Origin of the sequence: Vibrio azureus, from assembly GCF_002849855.1 — a bacterium.
In the GTDB taxonomy this organism is placed as follows: Bacteria; Pseudomonadota; Gammaproteobacteria; order Enterobacterales; family Vibrionaceae; genus Vibrio; species Vibrio azureus.
Map to the genome: position 1 here is coordinate 941,786 of NZ_CP018617.1, position 20,306 is coordinate 962,091.

At 40.5% G+C, this 20,306-nt stretch carries 10 protein-coding genes; all 10 read right to left on the reverse strand.

Annotation, left to right across the window (positions count from 1 at the left end):
* Positions 1-32: 32 nt before the first annotated feature.
* Positions 33-9,749 (reverse strand): non-ribosomal peptide synthetase, encoded by a 9,717-nt coding sequence (locus tag BS333_RS17945; RefSeq protein ID WP_021711499.1) that lies wholly within the window; start codon positions 9,747-9,749, stop codon positions 33-35.
* Positions 9,750-9,869: 120 nt separating this feature from the next.
* The gene (locus BS333_RS17950; RefSeq protein ID WP_021711498.1) at positions 9,870-11,540 is read right to left on the reverse strand and encodes a cyclic peptide export ABC transporter; all 1,671 of its coding nucleotides are present in this window, start codon (positions 11,538-11,540) and stop codon (positions 9,870-9,872) included.
* Between the two features lie 173 nt (positions 11,541-11,713).
* A complete protein-coding gene (locus BS333_RS17955) occupies positions 11,714-13,024 on the reverse strand; it encodes an amino acid kinase family protein (protein ID WP_021711497.1) in 1,311 nt (436 codons plus the stop codon).
* Positions 13,025-13,115: 91 nt separating this feature from the next.
* Positions 13,116-13,988: a cupin-like domain-containing protein gene (locus tag BS333_RS17960; RefSeq protein WP_021711496.1), complete on the reverse strand. Its 873-nt coding sequence runs from the start codon at positions 13,986-13,988 to the stop codon at positions 13,116-13,118.
* A gap of 15 nt (positions 13,989-14,003) precedes the next feature.
* Positions 14,004-14,948: a cupin-like domain-containing protein gene (locus BS333_RS17965; RefSeq protein WP_021711495.1), complete on the reverse strand. Its 945-nt coding sequence runs from the start codon at positions 14,946-14,948 to the stop codon at positions 14,004-14,006.
* Positions 14,938-16,293 (reverse strand): diaminobutyrate--2-oxoglutarate transaminase, encoded by a 1,356-nt coding sequence (gene ectB, locus BS333_RS17970; protein ID WP_021711494.1) that lies wholly within the window; start codon positions 16,291-16,293, stop codon positions 14,938-14,940. Before ectB ends, BS333_RS17965 begins: the two co-directional genes overlap by 11 nt.
* Before the next feature lie 629 nt (positions 16,294-16,922).
* Positions 16,923-17,090, reverse strand: coding sequence for a YoaH family protein (locus BS333_RS17975; RefSeq protein WP_021711627.1), 168 nt, complete (start codon positions 17,088-17,090; stop codon positions 16,923-16,925).
* Between the two features lie 120 nt (positions 17,091-17,210).
* Positions 17,211-18,122: a DUF2861 family protein gene (locus BS333_RS17980; protein WP_050568045.1), complete on the reverse strand. Its 912-nt coding sequence runs from the start codon at positions 18,120-18,122 to the stop codon at positions 17,211-17,213.
* 10 nt (positions 18,123-18,132) lie between these two features.
* Complete coding sequence (vxrB, locus tag BS333_RS17985; RefSeq protein WP_021711629.1) at positions 18,133-18,795, reverse strand: response regulator transcription factor VxrB; 663 nt, start codon at positions 18,793-18,795, stop codon at positions 18,133-18,135.
* Positions 18,770-20,224: a sensor histidine kinase VxrA gene (gene vxrA, locus BS333_RS17990; RefSeq protein ID WP_021711630.1), complete on the reverse strand. Its 1,455-nt coding sequence runs from the start codon at positions 20,222-20,224 to the stop codon at positions 18,770-18,772. The genes vxrB and vxrA overlap by 26 nt, the downstream gene beginning before the upstream one ends.
* Between the last annotated feature and the right edge of the window lie 82 nt (positions 20,225-20,306).

Consider the following 20,306-nt stretch of genomic DNA (forward strand, 5'->3'; position numbering starts at 1 on the left):
TTTTTGATTTTTTTGATGACGCGTGTCCGTACTTATTGTTCAGCCAGCAGAGCAAGATATTGATCTAGCTCTTGCTCCGATAACGAATCTAAGTCGAGATCGTGCAGTTGTAACAACGCCTTATCGGCATCGATCATGCTGGCAACCTCAGCGAGATGTGTGGCTTCAAATACCGATTTGAACGCCAGATCCACTTGCCATTGATCACGAATATGGTTGATCATTCGGGCTGCAAGAAGTGAATGACCACCGATATCGAAGAAGTTGTCATATCGGCTTATTTCAGTGTTGTTGAGTAATATTTGCCAAATTGACGCTAATTGTTTTTCTGTTTCAGAAACAGGCGCTTTATATTCCTTTTCTCTGTCGTTCACAGGATCGGGTAAGGCATTTCGATCCAGCTTTCCGTTGGCTGATAAAGGCATTGCCTCCAAGAAGGAAATATTATCTGGCACCATATACTGAGGTAATTGTTGTTGAAGGTATTCTTTAATTGCTTTTGAGACTGAACCTAGAGTAGCGGAATCTCGCTCTGGTTGATTAAGCACAACGTAAGCCACCAGCACTGCGTCTCCTGAGTGATTCGATCTAGCAATGACCACACTCTCATTGACCATTTCGTGTTGACTGAGTGTCGCTTCGATTTCCTCTAGTTCAATACGATAGCCTCGTACTTTGACCTGAAAATCTTTTCTCCCGATGAATTCAAGACGACCATCAGCATGGCGTTTAACAAGATCACCGGTTAAATACATACGTGAATCGAACTCATCTCTTGGCCAAGGGTTAGAAACAAACACAGCTTGCGTCTTTTCAGGTTGATCTCGGTAACCTCGCCCAACAACAGCACCAGACACCGCCAGCTCTCCAACCACACCAACAGGAACAAGTTCTAAACTTGGACTTACAACATGTAGGTGTGCATTGGCAACAGGCGTCCCAATCATGACCTTTTCTATCGGGCTATCAATCACTTGAAAAGCGACATCATCCGAGCATTCCGCTGGACCGTAGGCGTTCATCAGTGGAATTTGTGGGTACTGTTCAAACCAGACACTCACCAACTCTGACGATAAGGCCTCTCCTGTTGGCATCACCCAACGCAAGCTCGGCAATTCAATTTGATAATATAACGCGGCCTTAATCACTGAAGGGACGGGTTCCCAAATCGTCACCGCATGTTGATTGAGCTGTGTGAGCAAAGCTTTAGGATCTTGAGTGATACTCGAAGGGACTATCACCACCTTGGCTCCCAGAATAGGTGCGGTTAAGAACTGCCAAACAGAGATATCAAAACACTGAGATGCAGTTTGCGCAATCACATCATGCTGAGTAAGAGCAAGTGGCTCAAACTTACTTAACATGTTATTGATCATGCCTCTATGTTCAATCATTACCCCTTTAGGCCTTCCTGTTGAACCAGAGGTAAACAGCACATAAGCTAAATCCCCTAGAGAAGGCCATGGTAAAGCATCGGTACAAAGAGAAGTCGGCACCTCTGCGAATAGTTCAGAATAAGCGCAGATTTTGTCCTGTTGCCATGTGCCACTTAGCTTGCGTTGTGTATCTTGGAGCTTATCACCAACAATAAGTAATGTTGGCTGGCTTTCGTTTAAGATCTTTTGCCAACGCTCTAAAGGCTGCTCTGGATCCATTGGCATGTAAGCGGCACCTGATTTTAGAACCGCAACAATCATGATCAACAGATCTAACCCTCGGTGATCAAGCAGTCCAACAACATCACCATTACGGATCCCTTTGTGACGCAGTGATCTCGCTAGAGCCTCAGATTGTTCGTTGAGTTGTTGATAAGTCAACTGATTACCTTCACATATGGCCACGACGGCTTCAGGGCTTTTCATCACCTGCTGGTGAAATAACTCCGGCCAGCTATGTTGAAGTAGTGCTGGATCCGTGGTGTTATTCCAATCAGATAACGATTGAATTTCTTTTTGCCCCAAGTAACGCGTCGTTTCAACCAGGCTGTCAGAGTTTTCAGCCAAGTCACATACAATTTGATCAAGGTATTCTTTAATGCACTCGACAAAATCATGATTAAAACAGCCAGAATCAAGATTAATGCTAATTTCAAACTGCTCCGTTAACGGATGACGGCTGTAATTGGCATCAAACAAGTAATTCGTTTGTTCAAAGTCATCCACTCTTAATATTTGAATATCTTGATCCATCTGTTTATAAACGTGGAAGTCAATGTAGTTAAACAGTGATGATGAGTACTCTATACCCGTTATTTGCTGAATTTTAGCTAATGGATAATGGCGGTGTGGCATCATCATTAACCACTGTTCGTCTAACTGACGAATCAATTGATGCCAGTCCTGTTTAACATCCCCAACACGAAGTGGCAGTGAATTCAAAAATAGCCCTAAGGTCTTATCACTGCCTTCCATTTCCGGCCGTCCATTGGTAACAACAGAGGTTGTGATATCAGAACACCCAGAAATCTGAGCCAGTAACACCATATGGATCGCCAAAAAGACGCTTTTTTCCTGAACTTTGAGATGATGAGCTAAGGCTTTTAGCTTTTTATCATGATGTGACGCCAATGAATAACTCAGCAAGGTAGTACCATTTTGTTCAGCACTGGCCCACCATGGCAGCTGCACTTGTTGCAAATGAGATTGCCAGTACCCTTTGGTTTGCTGATTTTGCTCAGACTGCTGTTCTAGAGCAATAAATTGTCGATATGACAGTGGCTTCTTGAGTTCAGGCAATGTTTCCTTGCGTAAAGCACGAGTGTACAAATCAAATAATTGTGTATTTAGGCTTGCAACACTCCAACCATCCCACAGCGCATGATGGAAGCTGAGTTGATAATAAAACTCATCTTGAGCCAATTGAAAGATGAAGATTCGCCATAATGGTTGAGTAAAATCAAAGGGGGCACTTTTCTCGTTCATCGAATGCTCTTGCATGACTTTATCTTGTTGATCTTTTGTCATATGGCACAAATCGATGCATTCAAAAGGCAGGTCAATGTGTTTGTAAACCACTGATAATGGACGCTCTACGCCTGATAAATATAAGGTGCGGAACGACTCCTGAGAGTAAACAAGCTTAGATAACGCGTTTCTAAACAGCGCTTCATCCCAACGGGCTTTGACTCTATAACCAAAGATATCGTGATAAGTCCCCTCTGCAGCACTTAGCAAGCTATGTACAATCATTCCCTGCTGTAAGCTCGATTGAGGATAAGCATCTTCAATCGATTCATGATCACCATGCTCACTCAGCCAATGTTTCTCAGCTGTGTCTAATAAACCAAAAACCTCTACTTGCTGTAATTCTTCGACATGCGTGTTTTTCTGTTGAATTTCATTGGCTAAGCTTTGAATCTCTGGGAATGCAAACAGATCGCGAATTGAGTAGTTAATTCCAGCCTTTTTGCTTGCTGCTACGATCGAGATTGCTCGAATTGAATCACCACCTAAATGGAAAAAGTTATCCAATACCCCGACTTTATCGACTTTGAGCTGAGTCTGCCAAATTTCACATAAAGCTTGTTCGGTCAGCGTGCTAGGCGCTACAAATTGGTGATGGCTTTGCTCTTCTATCTTCATCGAGAGCAGCGCATTTCTATCGGTTTTACCATTGGCCGTCGTTGGCAACTTATCGAGCAATACAAAAGCAGCTGGTACCATGTGTTCTGGCAATTGCTGAACCATTGCCTCTCTCAATTTGGCAATGTTATCCGAGCCTGCATGCTCATCACCGGAAGAAATGACAACATAAGCAACCAGTCGTTTTGGCTCATCACGAGGAAGTACAACGGCTTCTGTCACTTCAGGCAAGCTAAGCAAACTGGATTCTATTTCACCAAGTTCAATTCTGAAGCCACGAATTTTGACTTGCTGATCACAACGGCCAAGGTATTCCAACTCCCCATCATGACGATAACGTGCCAAATCCCCGGTGCGGTATAACCTTTCGCCTGGCACAAATGGATTATCAATGAAACGAGTTTGATTGAGATCGCTACGATTCAGGTAACCACGAGCGACCCCTGCACCACCCACATAAATTTCACCGGGTACACCAGTCGGCACAACATCTAAGTTAGGCGTGAATAAATACATAGCCAAATCTTGGAGTGGTTGACCAATCAGGCTACTGTTAGAACACGTATTCTGTACATCCTGCTGGTAGATTCGTCGATAAGTCACGTGGACGGTTGTCTCGGTAATACCATACATATTGATAAGCTGAGGGGCGTTATCTCCATGCCTATTGATCCAAGGCACCAATGACTTCATATTCAACGCTTCTCCACCAAAAATGACATAACGTAGCTTGAGAGGTTGGCGATGTTCACTGTCCACTCCAATAAGATGGCCAAAAGCGGTAGGTGTTTGGTTAAGAACCGTTACGCCTTCATCGCATAACAGTTGATAAAAATCAGTTGTTGAACGAGCGACCCATTGCGGAACAATAATCAATTTACCGCCATGCAATAACGCTCCCCAAATTTCCCAAACGGAAAAATCAAAAGCAAAAGAGTGAAATAGTGACCATACGTCTGACGAGTTAAATTGGAAGTGTTGCTCACTGGCATCAAACAATCGAATCACTTGTCGATGCTCCACCATTACTCCTTTCGGTTTACCCGTAGAGCCAGAGGTATAAATCACATAAGCAAGATTATCAGCAGACACGCCACGACTAGGATTCTCTGGTGAATATTCAGAAAACAGGGCTTGGTGGTCGATATCAATCACGCGTTGGTCGCTTATCGGCAATTGCTGCTTGATCTCAGAGGTGGACAAAATAAGTTTCGTCGCAGAATCTTCTAGCATATGCGCCAAGCGTAACGAAGGATAAGCTGGGTCTAAAGGTAAATAAGCCCCACCCGCTTTTAAAATGGCCAGTAGCCCAATCACCATGTCACAACAACGATGGACACTTAGCCCAACCAATACATCAGGACCAACACCTTGCTCAATCAGATAGTGCGCTAAACGGTTGGCACGTTGATTGAGTTCTTGATAAGTCATTTGCTCCTGCTCATCACTTAAAGCAATAGAGTCTGGGTAACACTTCGCCTGCTGCTCAAACCTCTGATGTAACACATCTTGGCTTGTTATTGGATTAAGGTTGGCCACCCAATGGTTGATCAAGCTTTGACGCTGACTCTCAGTGATAAAAGAAATCTCAGTTACCTTTTGTTGTGGCTGTACAGAGACGTTATTTTGAGCAACGTTATTTTGAGAAATTTTGTTTTGAGAAACCTCTTGTTGAGAAACATTGCACAACAACTGATTTAAGTGCATCGCCATAGACTCAATGGTAGCAGGTTCGAACAAGTCTGTGGCCCAAGTCCAATTTAACTTCAGTTGCGCACCAATTTGTTGTACCTCGACACTGATATCAAATTGTGACCTTAAGCCATCTAACGTCTGTTCCTCTATCTCGAGCTCAGCTAAATGTAACGAACTCTGTGTATTATTTTGTACAGCTAGCATGATTTGGAACAAAGGGTTATAACTTAAACTTCGTTCCGGTTTTAATGTCTCAACCAAGGTATCAAATGGCAGTTGGCTGTGACTGAATGCATCCAATGCACTTTGCTTGCTGCGTGCTAACATATCAGCGAAAGACGGGTTACCCGATAGATCAGAGCGAATAAGTAGCGTATTAACAAAAAAACCAACCAGAGAAGCTATCTGAGGCTGATCTCGATTAGCAACGGGCGTACCGATTACAATATCGTCTTCACCACTATAACGATGAAATAAGCATGCTAATGCCGCATTCATTAACATAAATAACGTCACATTATGCTGTTTAGCTAACTGTAATACCCTCTCACTGACTTCCGCTGATAAATCCAATGAAAGTGTCTGGCCATTATGACTTTGTTGTGCCGGGCGGGGTTTATCCAACGGCAAGCTATGAACTGGAGGAAGCCCTTTTAAGGATTCTCGCCAAAAATGGATTTCTTTGTCTAATCGTTCTTCGTTCATCCAATTACGTTGCCAATGAGCATAATCGGAATATTGCACAGCTAAAGGAGGTAAAATGGCTTTTTGCGCTTCTGGAGTCTCTTGAGATAGCGATAGCTGAGGGAATGGTTGTTGTGAAAAGACACCATATAGTGTCGACAATTCCTCAAGTAATAGCGCTTTTGACCAACCATCCGACGCAATATGATGCACCACAATCAATAAGCGATGTTCTTGGTGACTCAATTTGAAAAGATTCGCTCTCAGCATCAGGTCACGGCTTAAATCGAACGGATAAAGGGTTTTGTCACTGATTAAGTACGCCAGTTTGTCTTGCTGCTCACTGGCACTCAGTTTTGTTAAATCTTGCTTGTTCAACTGAAAGTGAATTTCTGCTAAACGATGTTGTTCAACTTGACCATCAATTTGTTGATAGACGGTATGAAGGATATGGTGACGAGCAATGATATGGCTTAAGGCCTTTTCTAGCGCAGACTCATTGAGGTTACCCTTGATAGAAAAAGCAGCCGACATATTGTATTCCGTTGCATCGTTTTCCAACTGATCAATAAACCATAAGCGCTGTTGAGCGAATGAGAGAGGCAGTGAACCATTTTGCTGCACAACCGGTGTAATCGTTGGCAAACTGGTTTGGCTGGCATGATCGATCATGTTGGCAAGATCGGCCAAGTGTTGCGCCTCAAATATGTCTTTGATTCGAAGATCAACATGCCAAGTGTCACGGATCATTGAAAGCATTCGAGATGCCAACAATGAATGGCCACCAATGTCAAAAAAGTTAGCCTGATTACTTATGGATTTTCGGTCAAGCAGTTGAATCCACATCGCCACCAGCTTCTCTTCGGTTTCTGTTTGTGGAGCAATACATTGTTGTTCTTGTTCGAAAGTCGGCTGTGGTAAGGCCTTACGGTCTATTTTTCCGTTTGGTGTTAAAGGCAGCTTATCCAAGGTAACGATAACTTGTGGCACCATATACAGAGGCAAAGTGGATTTTAACCAATGACGCAGTTGATTTGACTCCAACTCGATTTCTGACTGCGTATCAAGAACCACATAGGCCACCAAAAGCAATTGATCGTGCTTGTCATATTTAGCATCCACGACGGCTTCAACGACCATTGAATGGCATAAGAGTTGTGTTTCAATTTCGCCAGGCTCAATACGATACCCACGAATCTTAAGTTGATGATCTTTACGACCAATATACTCTAGACTGCCATCTGGCAAGCGACGCGCAAGATCCCCCGTTAAATACAAGCGTTGATCGGTCTCATCTTGCGAATACGGATTATCAATGAATACCGCTTGAGTTTGTTTAGGCAGATTTAAATATCCACGCCCGACAACCGGCCCTGATACGGCAATCTCCCCCACCGCGCCCAATGGTAACAGCGCCTGTTGGTCATCTAAGATATACAATTTGACGTTAGCCACAGGTTGACCAATCAAGACTCGGTCTACCGCTTGATGAATTGGCTGAAAAGCAACATCATCAGAACACTCTGCAGGGCCATAGGCATTCATAAGAGGGATATGTTTATAGCAGTCAAACCACTGCGAGACCAAAGAAGCACTCAAAGCTTCACCAGTTGGTAACACCCAGCGCAACGATGACAAAGGTTGGTGACAGTCCAATGCTGCTTGCATCATCGACGGTACGGGTTCCCAGATAGTCACTTTTTGTTTTTCGAGGTAAGCCAATAATGCACTAGGATCACGGCAGATTTCGAATGGTACTACATCAACCTTGGCTCCAAGCAAAAGTGCGGTTAATGTCTGCCAAATCGAAATGTCAAAACATTGAGATGCGGTTTGAGCAATGACATCTTGAGGCTCAAGGGAAAGAGGCTCAAATTTCGCCAACATGTTATTGATCAAACCCGCTTGCTCAATCATGACACCTTTTGGTTTTCCCGTAGAACCGGAGGTAAAGATAATGTATGCCAAGTCGTTCATGGCTGGGTAATGACAGAGTTCACTATCGCCAACGTTTAAGGCTAAGAATTCATCGATGTTGAATACTTTTTCTTTATTCCACTTTCTTTTCAAAGAGCGCTGCTCAAGAAGTAATGTATTTCCAACGAGTAAGGCTGCTGGGTCACTTTCTTGTAAAATATCCAACCAACGTTTAGCGGGATGGTTAGGATCTAATGGTACCCAAGCAGCGCCCGATTTTAGTACTGCAATCATCATCGTAACCAGATCAATACCTCGATGATCTAATAAGGCAACGAGGTTTCCGGAACCGATACCTTTTGCATGTAACGCGTGGGCAATCATGTTTGAACGCGTATCAAGCTCTCGATAGGTGATCGATTGCTCTTCTTGCTGCACAGCAATCGCCTCGGGTGTTTGTTTGACTTGATTTGCAAACAGTTCTGGCCAGCTTTTGGCAATCAACTGTGGTTGTTGGGTACAATTAAATTGATTGAGTAGCTGATCTCTTTCACTAGAAGTAATAATGCTAATGTCAGAAAGGCATGCTTGAGGTTCGATACTCGCAAACTGTTCAAGAACATGAAGATATCGTTGCGCAAATAACGCCACCTCTTGCTGATTTAAATAAGCATTTCGGCAATAAATTTCTATAACAGGCGTAGATGGTGACATTGCATCGACATTGGCGGATTCGGTGATCCTAACTTGAAGCGGGTCACGACCGGTATCCGTTGCGACGAAATTCACCTCAGTAGGAGCTTTAATATAGTTAAATACAACCTCTGATAAAAACGCTCTTCCTTGCCCAGTCAGATTCAGCGCTCGCCCCAATTGGTGCATGGGATAACTTTGATGACGTAAGTTGCTTCTCTGCTCTTTCTTTACCTGATTAATTAATTCTTCAACCGTCTCCGTAGATGACAAATCAAATCGACCAGGCAGATCGGTGGTGAACATTCCTAGCGTATTTTTCTGAATCGCATTCTTACGACGATGAACAGGAGTCGCAATAACCACATCATCACGTTGCTTTTCTTTTGAAAAATACAGGATCAATGCCGCCAGTCCAAAATGGTGAAGTGTGGCTCCCATTTCTTTGGCTTTTTTCTCTAACGTTTGATGAAGAGAAGCTGACATCTCTAAAGAGACTTTGTGACTGGACGCTTCTAATGATGAGGTTTGCTTATGAACACTAGGCAATAATAATGGCTCTGGTAACGTTTTGAACTTCTCATTCCAATAAGCGGCATCTTTGGAATATTGATCTGAGTCTAAATACGTGTGCTCTTCGAAAATCACTTCCTGAAAGTTTCCAACCCGTGAGCTCAACGCTTGGTTTTTACCAGAAAGTAATGACTTTAAATGATTAATTAGCAGATAAATACCCATTCCATCCATCATGATATGGTGTGCTTTAATGCACCAAAAATATTGATCATCATGAATTTTATAGAGATAAGAGGCTAAAAGGCGCTCTTCGCCGAGTTTGAAGGGTTGCTCAAACACCACGTTTATCTGCTCTATCGCTTGTTGCTCAGGGTTTGAAAAAGTAGAAAAATCTTGTGTGATGAGAGGAAAAGAATTGTGGTGACCAAATTCTTGCATCAACTGCTTATCTTTCACGACGAAATGAATACTCAGGACATCAAAGTTGAACACGCAAGCATCCAATTGCTTCTGTAAAGAAAGCGCTTGCTGTTTGTTTAAACTAATGTAACAACCAATGTTGTAGCAAGGGTCGTCTGGCTTTAACATCTGGTCAAAATAAATGCTTTCCTGAGAAGTGGTCAATGGGCAAACAGTTGGGTGTTGAAAAACACGATCCATCATAATAGATTAATTCCTTTTATATTTTTACGCATAAGTTGCGCCAAGAAATTGCGCCAAGAGTGACATCGCGCTGAATAAAGCATCTTGAGGTCACTTGGGTATATATTTTTCTGTAATTTATTATGTTTCTAATGAACATGGTGCATTGGAACGCATAGGTGAATGAGACATTTCCATGGCCAGTCCGGCTTCGAATTTGTACAGCTTGTCAGACAAATGAAAATATCGGTCATCATGGCTGATCACGATGACAGCTTTGCCTTTCTTTTTCATATCAGGTAATAACTCTTGATAGAAAAACTGTCTAAAATACGGGTCTTGATCTGCAGCCCACTCATCAAATAGGCACACGGGTGTGTCTTCTATATAAGATTGAAGCAAAGCGAGTCTTTTTCTCTGGCCATGAGACAGAGATATCGTGGATAGAACACCCTCTTTAACCGAAACTTTTTTATCCAGTTTTAAAAGTTTTAGGTAATGGTTGACCTTGTCATCACTCGCAAGCTGCCCTTCGTGATTAAGAACGTGATTGAATACATAAAAATCAGAAAAAATCGTACTGAAGTTTTTCCGGTATTGTTCACCCTCTCCTAGCGTATTTACCTGATCAGCATCTAAAAATACTTGCCCACTTGTTGGTTGATATAAGCCTGTCAATAACTTCGCAAACGTTGATTTGCCACTGCCGTTGCCACCAGTAATAAACGTAACTTCTCCACGCTTAAAACGAGCATTGATCGGACCTAATACAAATTGATAACCAGAAGACTCGTTAGACTGATATTCATACGTTACCTGGTTAAGAGACAACTCAGACCAATCAGAATCACTAAGATCACTTTCTTTGGTTTCAAACTCATCGACGTTCTCAGATAATTTAAGCTTTTCTATTTTGCGATTAGCGACTAAGCCGTTACTGAACTCTTCAAAGCTATCGACAACAAAGCTAAGAGGCCCTATGAGGTAGATCATGACCAAAATAAATTTCACCATGACATCCACAGAAATCTCTGAGAAAAAAAACTGACTGCCATACACCACCGCTCCCATTGAGGTGAACAAAACAACATTGGTCCAGTTGGTGATGTAAACAAAAAACATTTTGGCTTTGACATCTGCTTTTTGGACTTTCTTTATGGTTGGTGTCGCGACATCACGGTAAAAAAAACGCTTACGATTAGGATTGATATATAATTCCTTACCCCCTTCTACTAGAGCTTTGATATGCGCGAATAACTCGTCATCACACTCCCTAAGTGACTCATAACTTTTAATGCCTTTTTTAAGAATCAAGCCTCCAACTAATACCGCGATACTCAACAGAAACACAACGACAAGAAAAAGCTGCCAGGAGTGGTAAGCCATATAAGCCAAACAAAACAAAACGGCACTAAAGTTGTAAACAAATAAAGGCAAAATAGATAAAGCTTCAGAAGCGGTTCTGATATCTCCCGTTAAAGTGACGTATATTCTATGACCGCCAATTTTCTCTAGATTTGAATAGCTCGTGGACAAAACCCTTTTAATCATTGTATCGCGTAGGGTCGCAACGACAGAGGCACTCAACTTGGACAGTATAAACTGTGAAAAAACACCAAAAAAAGCTAACGTAACGATACCAGTGATGAACAAGGTGAGCCCTTCTTGCAGATCAGCAGTACCGTTAGTCATTTCGGTCAGTTGGTCATTCACCAACGCCATAATACTAATACCAGCTAATGCACTCAGTACACTGAATACCGTAGCAATAAATATTGTCAATTTATATCGAGCTAAAAGGTTACTCAACATGATTAATTCCTAAATATATTCATGACACAACCTCAAACTTTTATTATAAAGAGTAGGAGTTGATTCATTAAATGAAATATGGATAAGAAATCTAGAAACAAAAAACAATCGTTTAAGGGAATCTTTTCAATTTTTAATAAGTAATCTCTATTAAATTACTTTGAAAGATATACTTAAGCGCAAGATTTTATATCTTCAGAATGCTTACATACTCTAGCATGCATAGCGCTATACTGTGCATTAGTTATACTTCCATAACAAAAAACCAAAAAGGTTTCCTCGTTAACTTCCCATATATGGAAATAAGAAACTCTCTCTTTATTTAAAGTAACTTCGATATCTTTTTTAATACCGGAAATCAATATTAGCCCCACTTCTTTTGAATTAGAGTAGTTTTCTCGAAATTCAGGCTTAATAAAACAGTATTGATTTTCCGGAGAACGTGACTCTAACAAGACATGAGCATTTTTTAATTTAGTCAGTTCTTCAGATGCGAGTAAGGAAATATGATTCACTGCTGAGACCAAACACACACTTGGCTTGTATTTCCGCACGATCTTAGTACCTGGAGCTGAAGGATGGTGGCTGTTTTTTAAAAAGACTTCGCAATCTACATTGCCGATGACGTCTAGGGTGCGGGTATGCAGGACTGGACTTCCTGTTTTGGCTAAAGTATCGGCAAGCTCCCAGCTGATTTCTGCAAGTGGGTATGCCTCTTCAACTCGATTAGGGTCTGCGCTATAAATCCCTGATACATCGCTCCAAAAAAACAATTTAGTCGCACCAGTTAAACGTGCACATAAACTAGCCGAGTAATCACTGCCGTTTCGCCCTAACGTCACTGTGCGACCCTGCTTATCGGAAGCGATGTATCCCGTTACCACTTTAAGACTCGAGTCATCAGAAATTGGCACCAAACCGAGGTGGCTCAGCTTTTTCTTACTGACTTCCAGATCAACATGTTCACCATCGCACAGGATAAATGATCTAGAATCAACGGCCTTGGCTGGTTTGCCCAAACAAGTCAGTAACTGAGCCATTAATCTCGCAGACCAAAGCTCTCCAAAGCATACCCAATCGTCAAAACACGTGACTAAGCGATCACAGCTAAAAATCTGTTTTTTCAGCTGGTCAATATCCTGTTGTAATTCATTGCTAAGTTGATGTCTTATAAGTTCTTGTTCAAAGAGCTCATCAATATTGTAAAAGACATTGAATAAGTTCAACTGAAAATGTGCAATGTCCATTAATAGGCTCAAAGCCTGTTCTTTTTCTTGAAACGCTTTTTCGGCAACATTAATGAGTCGGTTGGTGGTTTTTCCAGCTGCAGAAACCACCACCCACCCATCCATCGAACTCATGCCATTGCCAGTATGGCTCTTGATGATTTGGGCGACTCTTAAAAAAGAATCGGGGCAACTCAAACTAGAGCCACCAAATTTATGAATATGAGTTTTTTTAATTCTCGAACAACTTAATTCCACGGAAAATCCTTTATCTATGATTAAATTGAAATTATGAATCTTTTAATTTTTAAAATGGATTCCATTCTATTATATTTTTAGTGGTTAAGATTTATGAAATATAATTGAGGTAAGACTTGTACCTTTCAAAACATTGATCATTGCCATCGCCAAGAGAGAGTGCTTTAAAAACTTGCGAGTTGTAGCGTAAATTAACCAATGGCATTCCTTTAAAGCACCCCAGAAAAGATTGAAAGACACTATTCAAAGTGTGAAAGTCCACATTAAAGGAGATACCATCATCTAGGCTTCTGACTTGATGCAAAGTACCTGGCGGCATATAAAATATATCCCCACTCCTCACCGTAATATGTTCTACTTTGGCATGCTTAAAATCTGGAAACTTGTCATAATCTGGATTGTCAGGATCAACATCAAACCAGCGCCACCCTTTTCGATAGCAGTATCGGCCATCTCGAGGGTGGATAATGGTAAATACCTTTTCACCTTTAATTTGAAAAAATAAATTATGAGTCAGTAAAGTATCAAAGTGTAAAGGCGTGACATTACCTTTGTTAGAAACGAAGAATTGAGCATATCGGGACCAGTTTTTCGCGTACCAATCTGGAAGGACTTCTGAAGGAAACCAACCGATATCATTGAGAAGTGCTTTTTCCAACAAAAAAATAGGCACATCATGACAATAAGGAATCGATCGATTTTTTTTCTCATCTTGAGAAATTTTTAATTTTCCTATGATAGAAGCATATTGACCCATCGACATGTTTTTAGATTTAATGCCTTCCTGACCAAATATTTTCGTTACAATAGGTATGTTCGGATAAGACTGGGCAAAAAAATCTAAACTCCATTTATTGACTGCAGGCCAATCTGCGACCGCACCTCTAAAAACAGAGGTATGCTTCCCTAAACAAAGGTGCTGAAACTCGCTAGACTCGAAATAATTACGTTCTATTATCGACATTATTCACAGCCCCTTCTAAACATGTACTTGTTCTTCAAGAGCTTGCTCTATCTGATAAAAATACTGGTTGTAACGTTTGATAATGTCTGCAGGTGCCGCGAAGTTTTCCCCTGCTTGTTGGTAGAAGTAGTTAAGAACCTCAAACTCACTGTCATTCTTGGGATCATCCATTAAATAATCGATGTATTCTAATGCACCTCTTTCATGAATAAAGTTCCAAGTTATTGAGACAGAGTCTTCAACAGCAATTACATCGTGCAACCAGCCATGAGGTACGTAAAGAAGTTCTCCTGGATTTAAGCGCCCTTCAAAATCAGGTGTAACACTGAGTGTATCTAAACGTTCTTTTCGAACATCTAAATATCCGCCAAAAGAATCATCAGAATGATTTATGCTTAGCTCTTTAACACGGCTAGGATGGTACATCGCCACATCTTTAGAGCCATAAAACTGAACGACCATCGCATCACTACAAAAAGGGTCGGTATGAAGGCGGGTTCTCGCACCACGAGCGGCAACAAGAATGCCTCTGTAAGGAAAAGGATCAATGACTGGATCGGGATATTGATCTTGTTGAGAAGGAGGGATTAATAAGTTTTTACCACTGAAGAAGTCAGGTTTCTTCCATAAAGAGCGCAATTTTGCAAAAGCCTCATCTCCCCAAGCATAATCTACGTCTTTTAAACGGTTGTACCAACGAACATAAGGAATATTAGGCTTATAATCTCCAGATTTACCAAAATACTCATCAATATACTGACTCAAAGTGGAGAGATTCTTCAAGTCAAAAAGTGAATCGTATTCCTGAGTAGGTAAATGACCGATAAGATCTTTCAAATGATCAGGGTGCCACTTATCTTTTTCAAATTTCAAGTTTTTAATAACAACTGGCTTATTTTTTTCAATATATTCTGAGGTAAATAACTCTTCACTAATATTATCGAGAACATCAATTTTCATTGCACACCTCTTCTATATTGGTGACGTTATTTTTGATATCTGTTATTTTTTCGAGCAATGCTTTTTCTTCGATACATTGATTAAAAACAGAGCAAACTAATTTTATGATGTCACCAATATTTGCTAAAGAAGATTTAAGAAGTGAAGTAGTCATATTAAGAGCTGGCATAAATTTAAGAACTTGATCTCTTTCCCCGCATGTTTCAATTAAGATCTTATTCTCAAAGCAAGCTTTTGCTACAGCTGCTGTTAAGACTTCATCATAAAATTCAATTCCCTGAAATAGCCCAACTCCTCTCGTCTCCTTGATATATTCATCGCATTCGGTTTTCAATTGATGAAAAAACTGATGAAATAGGATTTCTTTTTCTTTAAGTTCACTTTCAAAACTATTATCAGACCAATACATCTCGATCATTTTCTTTGACGCGATAAATGCCAAATTATTGCCTCTAAATGTACCGTTATCCTCGCCGGGTGCCCAAATATCTATCTCAGGATTAATCAATAACAAAGCCATAGGGAATCCAATTCCACCAATAGACTTAGACAAGCAGACTAAGTCAGGCTTAATATCTGCTCTTTCAAAACTAAAGAAAGCGCCAGACCTACCTACACCGGCCTGAATATCATCCACAATAAGAAGGATGCCAAAATCTGAAGCCAATTGACGAATTCCCTTTAACCAATGATTGGAAGCGACATTAACCCCCCCTTCACCCTGGATGGTCTCTAGAATAATCGCTGCAGGCAGATCAATCCCAGAACTTGCATCAGTAAGAAGCTTACGATAATAACTGATCGAGTCATAACCTTGTCCAAGATATCCATCGTAAGGCAATCGGGTCACCCCACCTTGAGAAACGGCTTGTCGCTTACTCTTGTTACCTGTAAGACTCAGTGACGTCCCTGACATCCCATGGAAGGCATTGGTGAAACAAATGACATTCTGTCTACCTGTGGCTTTTCTCGCAAGCTTTACTGCAGATTCAACAACACTGGTGCCTGTTGGGCTAGTAAATTGTATCTTATAATCTAAGTTTCTAGGCACTAAGATATTATGATTAAAAGTTTCAATAAACTCTTTCTTGGCTGAAGTATGAAGGTCTAAGCTCATTAGCACCCCATTACTTTCTATATAATCAATAATATCTGACTTTATTTCCAAGCAATTATGTCCATAGTTTAGAGCACCAGCACCACATAACATATCTAAATACTGATTCCCTTCGGTATCATATAGATAACTATCTTGAGCTTTATTAAATGTTACGACAAAATTACGACAATAACTTCTAGCTTGGGATTCATACTTATCATATGTATTTGAGCTAATTTCATCCATTATATATTAATCCTTTTTTAACTTGCTTAACTTTGACCCAATTAATGACTCCATTATTAATAATCACAGGTCAGAAATAAGTATACCAAATAATTTACAGAAAAATATACATATTTTAAATATTAATTTAAATAATAAGTTAATTAACTTTTTATTTTTATGGAATTGAGCTTTTGGATAACAAAAAATAAATGATAAATCCAGATAAAATAACGCGCGCTAATTCTAACTTTTTTAAATAAGTAATATTATATTTAATATTAACGGGGTAATCATACCCAAGCAGTATCAAAGTGCTTGCTGCAGAGAGATACGACTTGGGTATAGGAGGAAAGGAACTTAACTATACCCAAGTGACCTCAAGATGCTTGATTCAGAGCGAGGTCACTGAGTCGAATTCAAGGAAGACAACGAAGCGGGATAGTATTCTATTTCTTATTTTTGTAATAAGAACGGTTGTCTGACGCAAGAAGTCGGCTCAGTGACACGCTCCCAAAGGGCGAGTGACCTTAACTCTCAGACTTTGTTAACGATTCTCAATGTAGAGCCACTAAATCTTCGAATCGTTGCCGTGCCTGAGAGCTAAGGTCATCTCGCTGAACGCAGCATCTTGAGGTTACTTGGGTATATTAATCTTCATTTTTTCTGTTCGTTTTTTCGGCATATTCAGCGCGAATCTGCTGAGCAACGATCTTTATGGCTTCTGCTGTACTCGTACCAGTTTGCATCAACTGTTGAATTTTTTCGACAGCCTTTTGCTGCTCTTGATGTGATAGAGGGGGTAAATCATCAAACATTAAAAAAATCCTCTTCGTAAAGTGCGAAGACTATAGCGATTCATACTTCGAGCTGCAAGTTAAAAGATAGTGCCTTACAGTGAATTTAAATAATCAGTTTTATAGAATATAAGTTAAGGTTCATTCATCGTCTGGTAGATCATCTGATGACTGCTGAGTAACATTAAATGTACGGCTAATGGTTTGTGCCTGCTCAATACTTATCCCACCCTGCCAACGACGACTACTGATTGTTAAAGCAAGTACATAACGTGATTGCGGTATCGCATTATCGGGTAACGATGTTGGGTAATTTGATTTGTAGCTTTTTTGCCAAACTTCCTCAAACTCTCCATTTGTATAGTCGAAAAGTGACATTTCTAGTTCAGGCAGAGGACAATAAGAGTTGATCAACACACTTTTTTCAACTTTCCAACTGTCGTTAGACGTCCAGCGTACATAAAGAGATGAGTTTGACATCCCTAAAATAACCCATGTTCTGTAAGTTTGAAAATCGCCACTTTTAATTGTTAGATGATACAAGCCAGGCTCTAACCTTCCGGAGATGTTGTAATGTTTTAAATATGTTTTTAGATTGTAACTTGGGTCAGTGCCCTGTGTGGAATCTTTTTCATAGTTAAACTTGTTATCGGAAGAAATAGACTCTTCAAACCAACGTTCAAAAACAATTTCGTCAATATCCTTCGTTGAACTGGCCTCAATCACAACCTTATAGGAGTCTCTACCCGGGCTTTGTATAGTTTGATGAACAATGTTTAAACTTTTAAGCCAGTCAGGAAACTCTGGGGATGTTAAAGACTTACCACAGTCTTTGGTCAACGATTGCGCCAATAGCTCATCCAAGTGAGCACCAACCCCAGGATCGGTTTGACGCTGTAGAAGTTCGACAAGATCATCAAACATTGCACCTAAATCGTCCTCAAGAAGGTCTTTGTGAGCACGCTCTAGGGGCGAGTTAGATTGAAACCAGTCCATAGAATAGGCTGGTTTTATCAACATTAACAAAAGAAATAACGCAATTGATGATTTCATTATTTGTTACTTATGTCTTCATTTTGTATCCAACACCTCGTAATGTTTCAATCTCTAGCCCTGGCAGTTTCTGACGAAGTTGAAGGACATGTGTATCAACAGTACGGGTGGTGGGGAAATGGTTATAACCCCAAACATGATCGAGTAATTCATCTCGAGTGAATACTCTACCAAGGTTGGAAGCTAAAAATAATAATAGGTCAAACTCTGTTCTAGTTAGCGTTATCGGCTGACCATTAAAGATAACTTCACGTGTCGCTCGGTTAATCTCAAGGCCTTTAGTAACCACTTTATCTGATGCATCTACACCATCAGAATCTGGAGCTCGAAGCTGAGCGCGAACTCTTGCCAGCAATTCTGCTTCTGCAAAAGGTTTTGTCAAGTAATCGTTTGCACCTGAGTCTAAACCTGCGACCTTATCTTTTATTGTCACTAATGCAGTTAAAAGAATGACTGGGACATCTTTGAGTTTTTTCCATTTAGGCAACGATAAAACAGAATCACCATCTGGTAGTTGTCGATCTAATATAACTAGGTCAGCCTTCTTCCACTCAGGCTCTACATCTGAAATACGCTCAACATGTATACATTCATAGCCAGCTTGTTCCAAGCTTACTAGTAGCCCATCGGCCAAGTTTCTATCATCCTCAACGAGAAGCAGCGTCTGTTTCACAAGGTATCTCCAAAGTAAACGTTGTTGGTGGACCCGCTAGGTGCATCTTCCCACCCATGCGACCTACCATCGATTCAACAATAGTTAAGCCCAAACCTAACCCATTTGCACTGACAAACGGCTTTCTTAAGTTTTGCCAATCTTTTTCAGTCAAATTACCAGCGTCTTTGACTTGAATTATGAGCTTTTCAACGCTGGTTTGTATATGTAGTTCAACGGGAGCAACACCATATTTGATGGCATTCTTCAACAAATTATCAATACATGTTCCTAACCAGTACACATTAACTTTAGCAGCAACGTCATGGTTTATATTTAAAGTTACTACACCGCTGAATTCTTCTTCAATCTTGTATTCTAACCATTCTTCAACAGATTGAACCCATTCTGTTGCAAGCATTTGGTTATCTGACTGTAAATAATCTTTGCTCGCTTCGGCTAACTGCCTTAGACGGCGAGTATCCTCACACAATCGACGGAACTCTTCATATAGGTTTTCTGGTAAGTGTTCAAACTCTCTTCGAAACCCTTCCACTGTTAACGAAAGAGAAGCGATCGGTGTTCGCAGCTCATGAGTTAGAATTTGTAAAACAAGCATACGACTGCGTAGCTCTTCTCGTTTACTGTTCCAACGATAGACTGACCAACCGATCACCAAAAGTATGTTAGCAATAACCAATACTAATATGCCGATTTGAAGCAGAGCTGAATGATCTTCCAGATCCCAACAAATATTACCTCGCTTCACGAAACAGTGATTACTCACCGCTGAGAGCTCGAATGACAATCCCGCTTCACTTATTTTTGGAGCCCAAACTTTTTTTGGAAAAACAAAGTAATGATCACCTTGTAATAACCATAAATCTTGACCTTCTATGAACATACTTGCCCCTCTGATAAAGGCATTGATAGTATCTTCATCCATGTTTTTCAAGCTGGTCAATAAGTGATCAGCGCTATTATTTGGCCGCTCTTTAACATGCATAAATTTGAGCAACTTATCTTTACTATCGGGAAAGATATTTATGTATCTAGCTGCATAAGTACCACCACCAGGATGAATCAGCCCACTCCTTTTAAACCAACTTGGCTTTAACTTTTTCGAATTACACATTGCTCGAGTAAAAACAAGCGGTTCAGTTATTGATGGGTTTAATGGCAGTTTGCCACGACATGTTTGCGATAACCGATAAAGAAGTTGAATATCTTTTAAAGGATAGTCTGTCGTTTGCGGGAACATCGAATCGGGCGAAATCAACTTTGTAGGATAAGTCGAACGCAATTCACGGGTATCATATGACCATTCTGCTATCTGATAGTTAAATAACGTTTTAAATGTATCAATACGTTCAGGTAATGTGTTTGCAATCGCAGCTGGAGAAAGCAAAGACAATATGAATGCAGAGCGTTGTAAAAACTGTTTAATCAAACTGTTACCGTTAGTTATGTTTATGCAGGAATATACATCAAGATAAATCTAAAAGTCATTATTTGCTTTAAGGCTTTACAGT

Bases quoted from the DNA above. Each gene is read 5' to 3' on its own strand.
- BS333_RS17980 (WP_050568045.1), bottom strand. From the start codon at position 18,122: ATGAAATCATCAATTGCGTTATTTCTTTTGTTAATGTTGATAAAACCA.
- BS333_RS17975 (WP_021711627.1), bottom strand. From the start codon at position 17,090: ATGTTTGATGATTTACCCCCTCTATCACATCAAGAGCAGCAAAAGGCT.
- BS333_RS17950 (WP_021711498.1), bottom strand. From the start codon at position 11,540: ATGTTGAGTAACCTTTTAGCTCGATATAAATTGACAATATTTATTGCT.
- ectB (WP_021711494.1), bottom strand. From the start codon at position 16,293: ATGGATGAAATTAGCTCAAATACATATGATAAGTATGAATCCCAAGCT.
- BS333_RS17945 (WP_021711499.1), bottom strand. From the start codon at position 9,749: ATGATGGATCGTGTTTTTCAACACCCAACTGTTTGCCCATTGACCACT.
- BS333_RS17960 (WP_021711496.1), bottom strand. From the start codon at position 13,988: ATGTCGATAATAGAACGTAATTATTTCGAGTCTAGCGAGTTTCAGCAC.
- BS333_RS17965 (WP_021711495.1), bottom strand. From the start codon at position 14,948: ATGAAAATTGATGTTCTCGATAATATTAGTGAAGAGTTATTTACCTCA.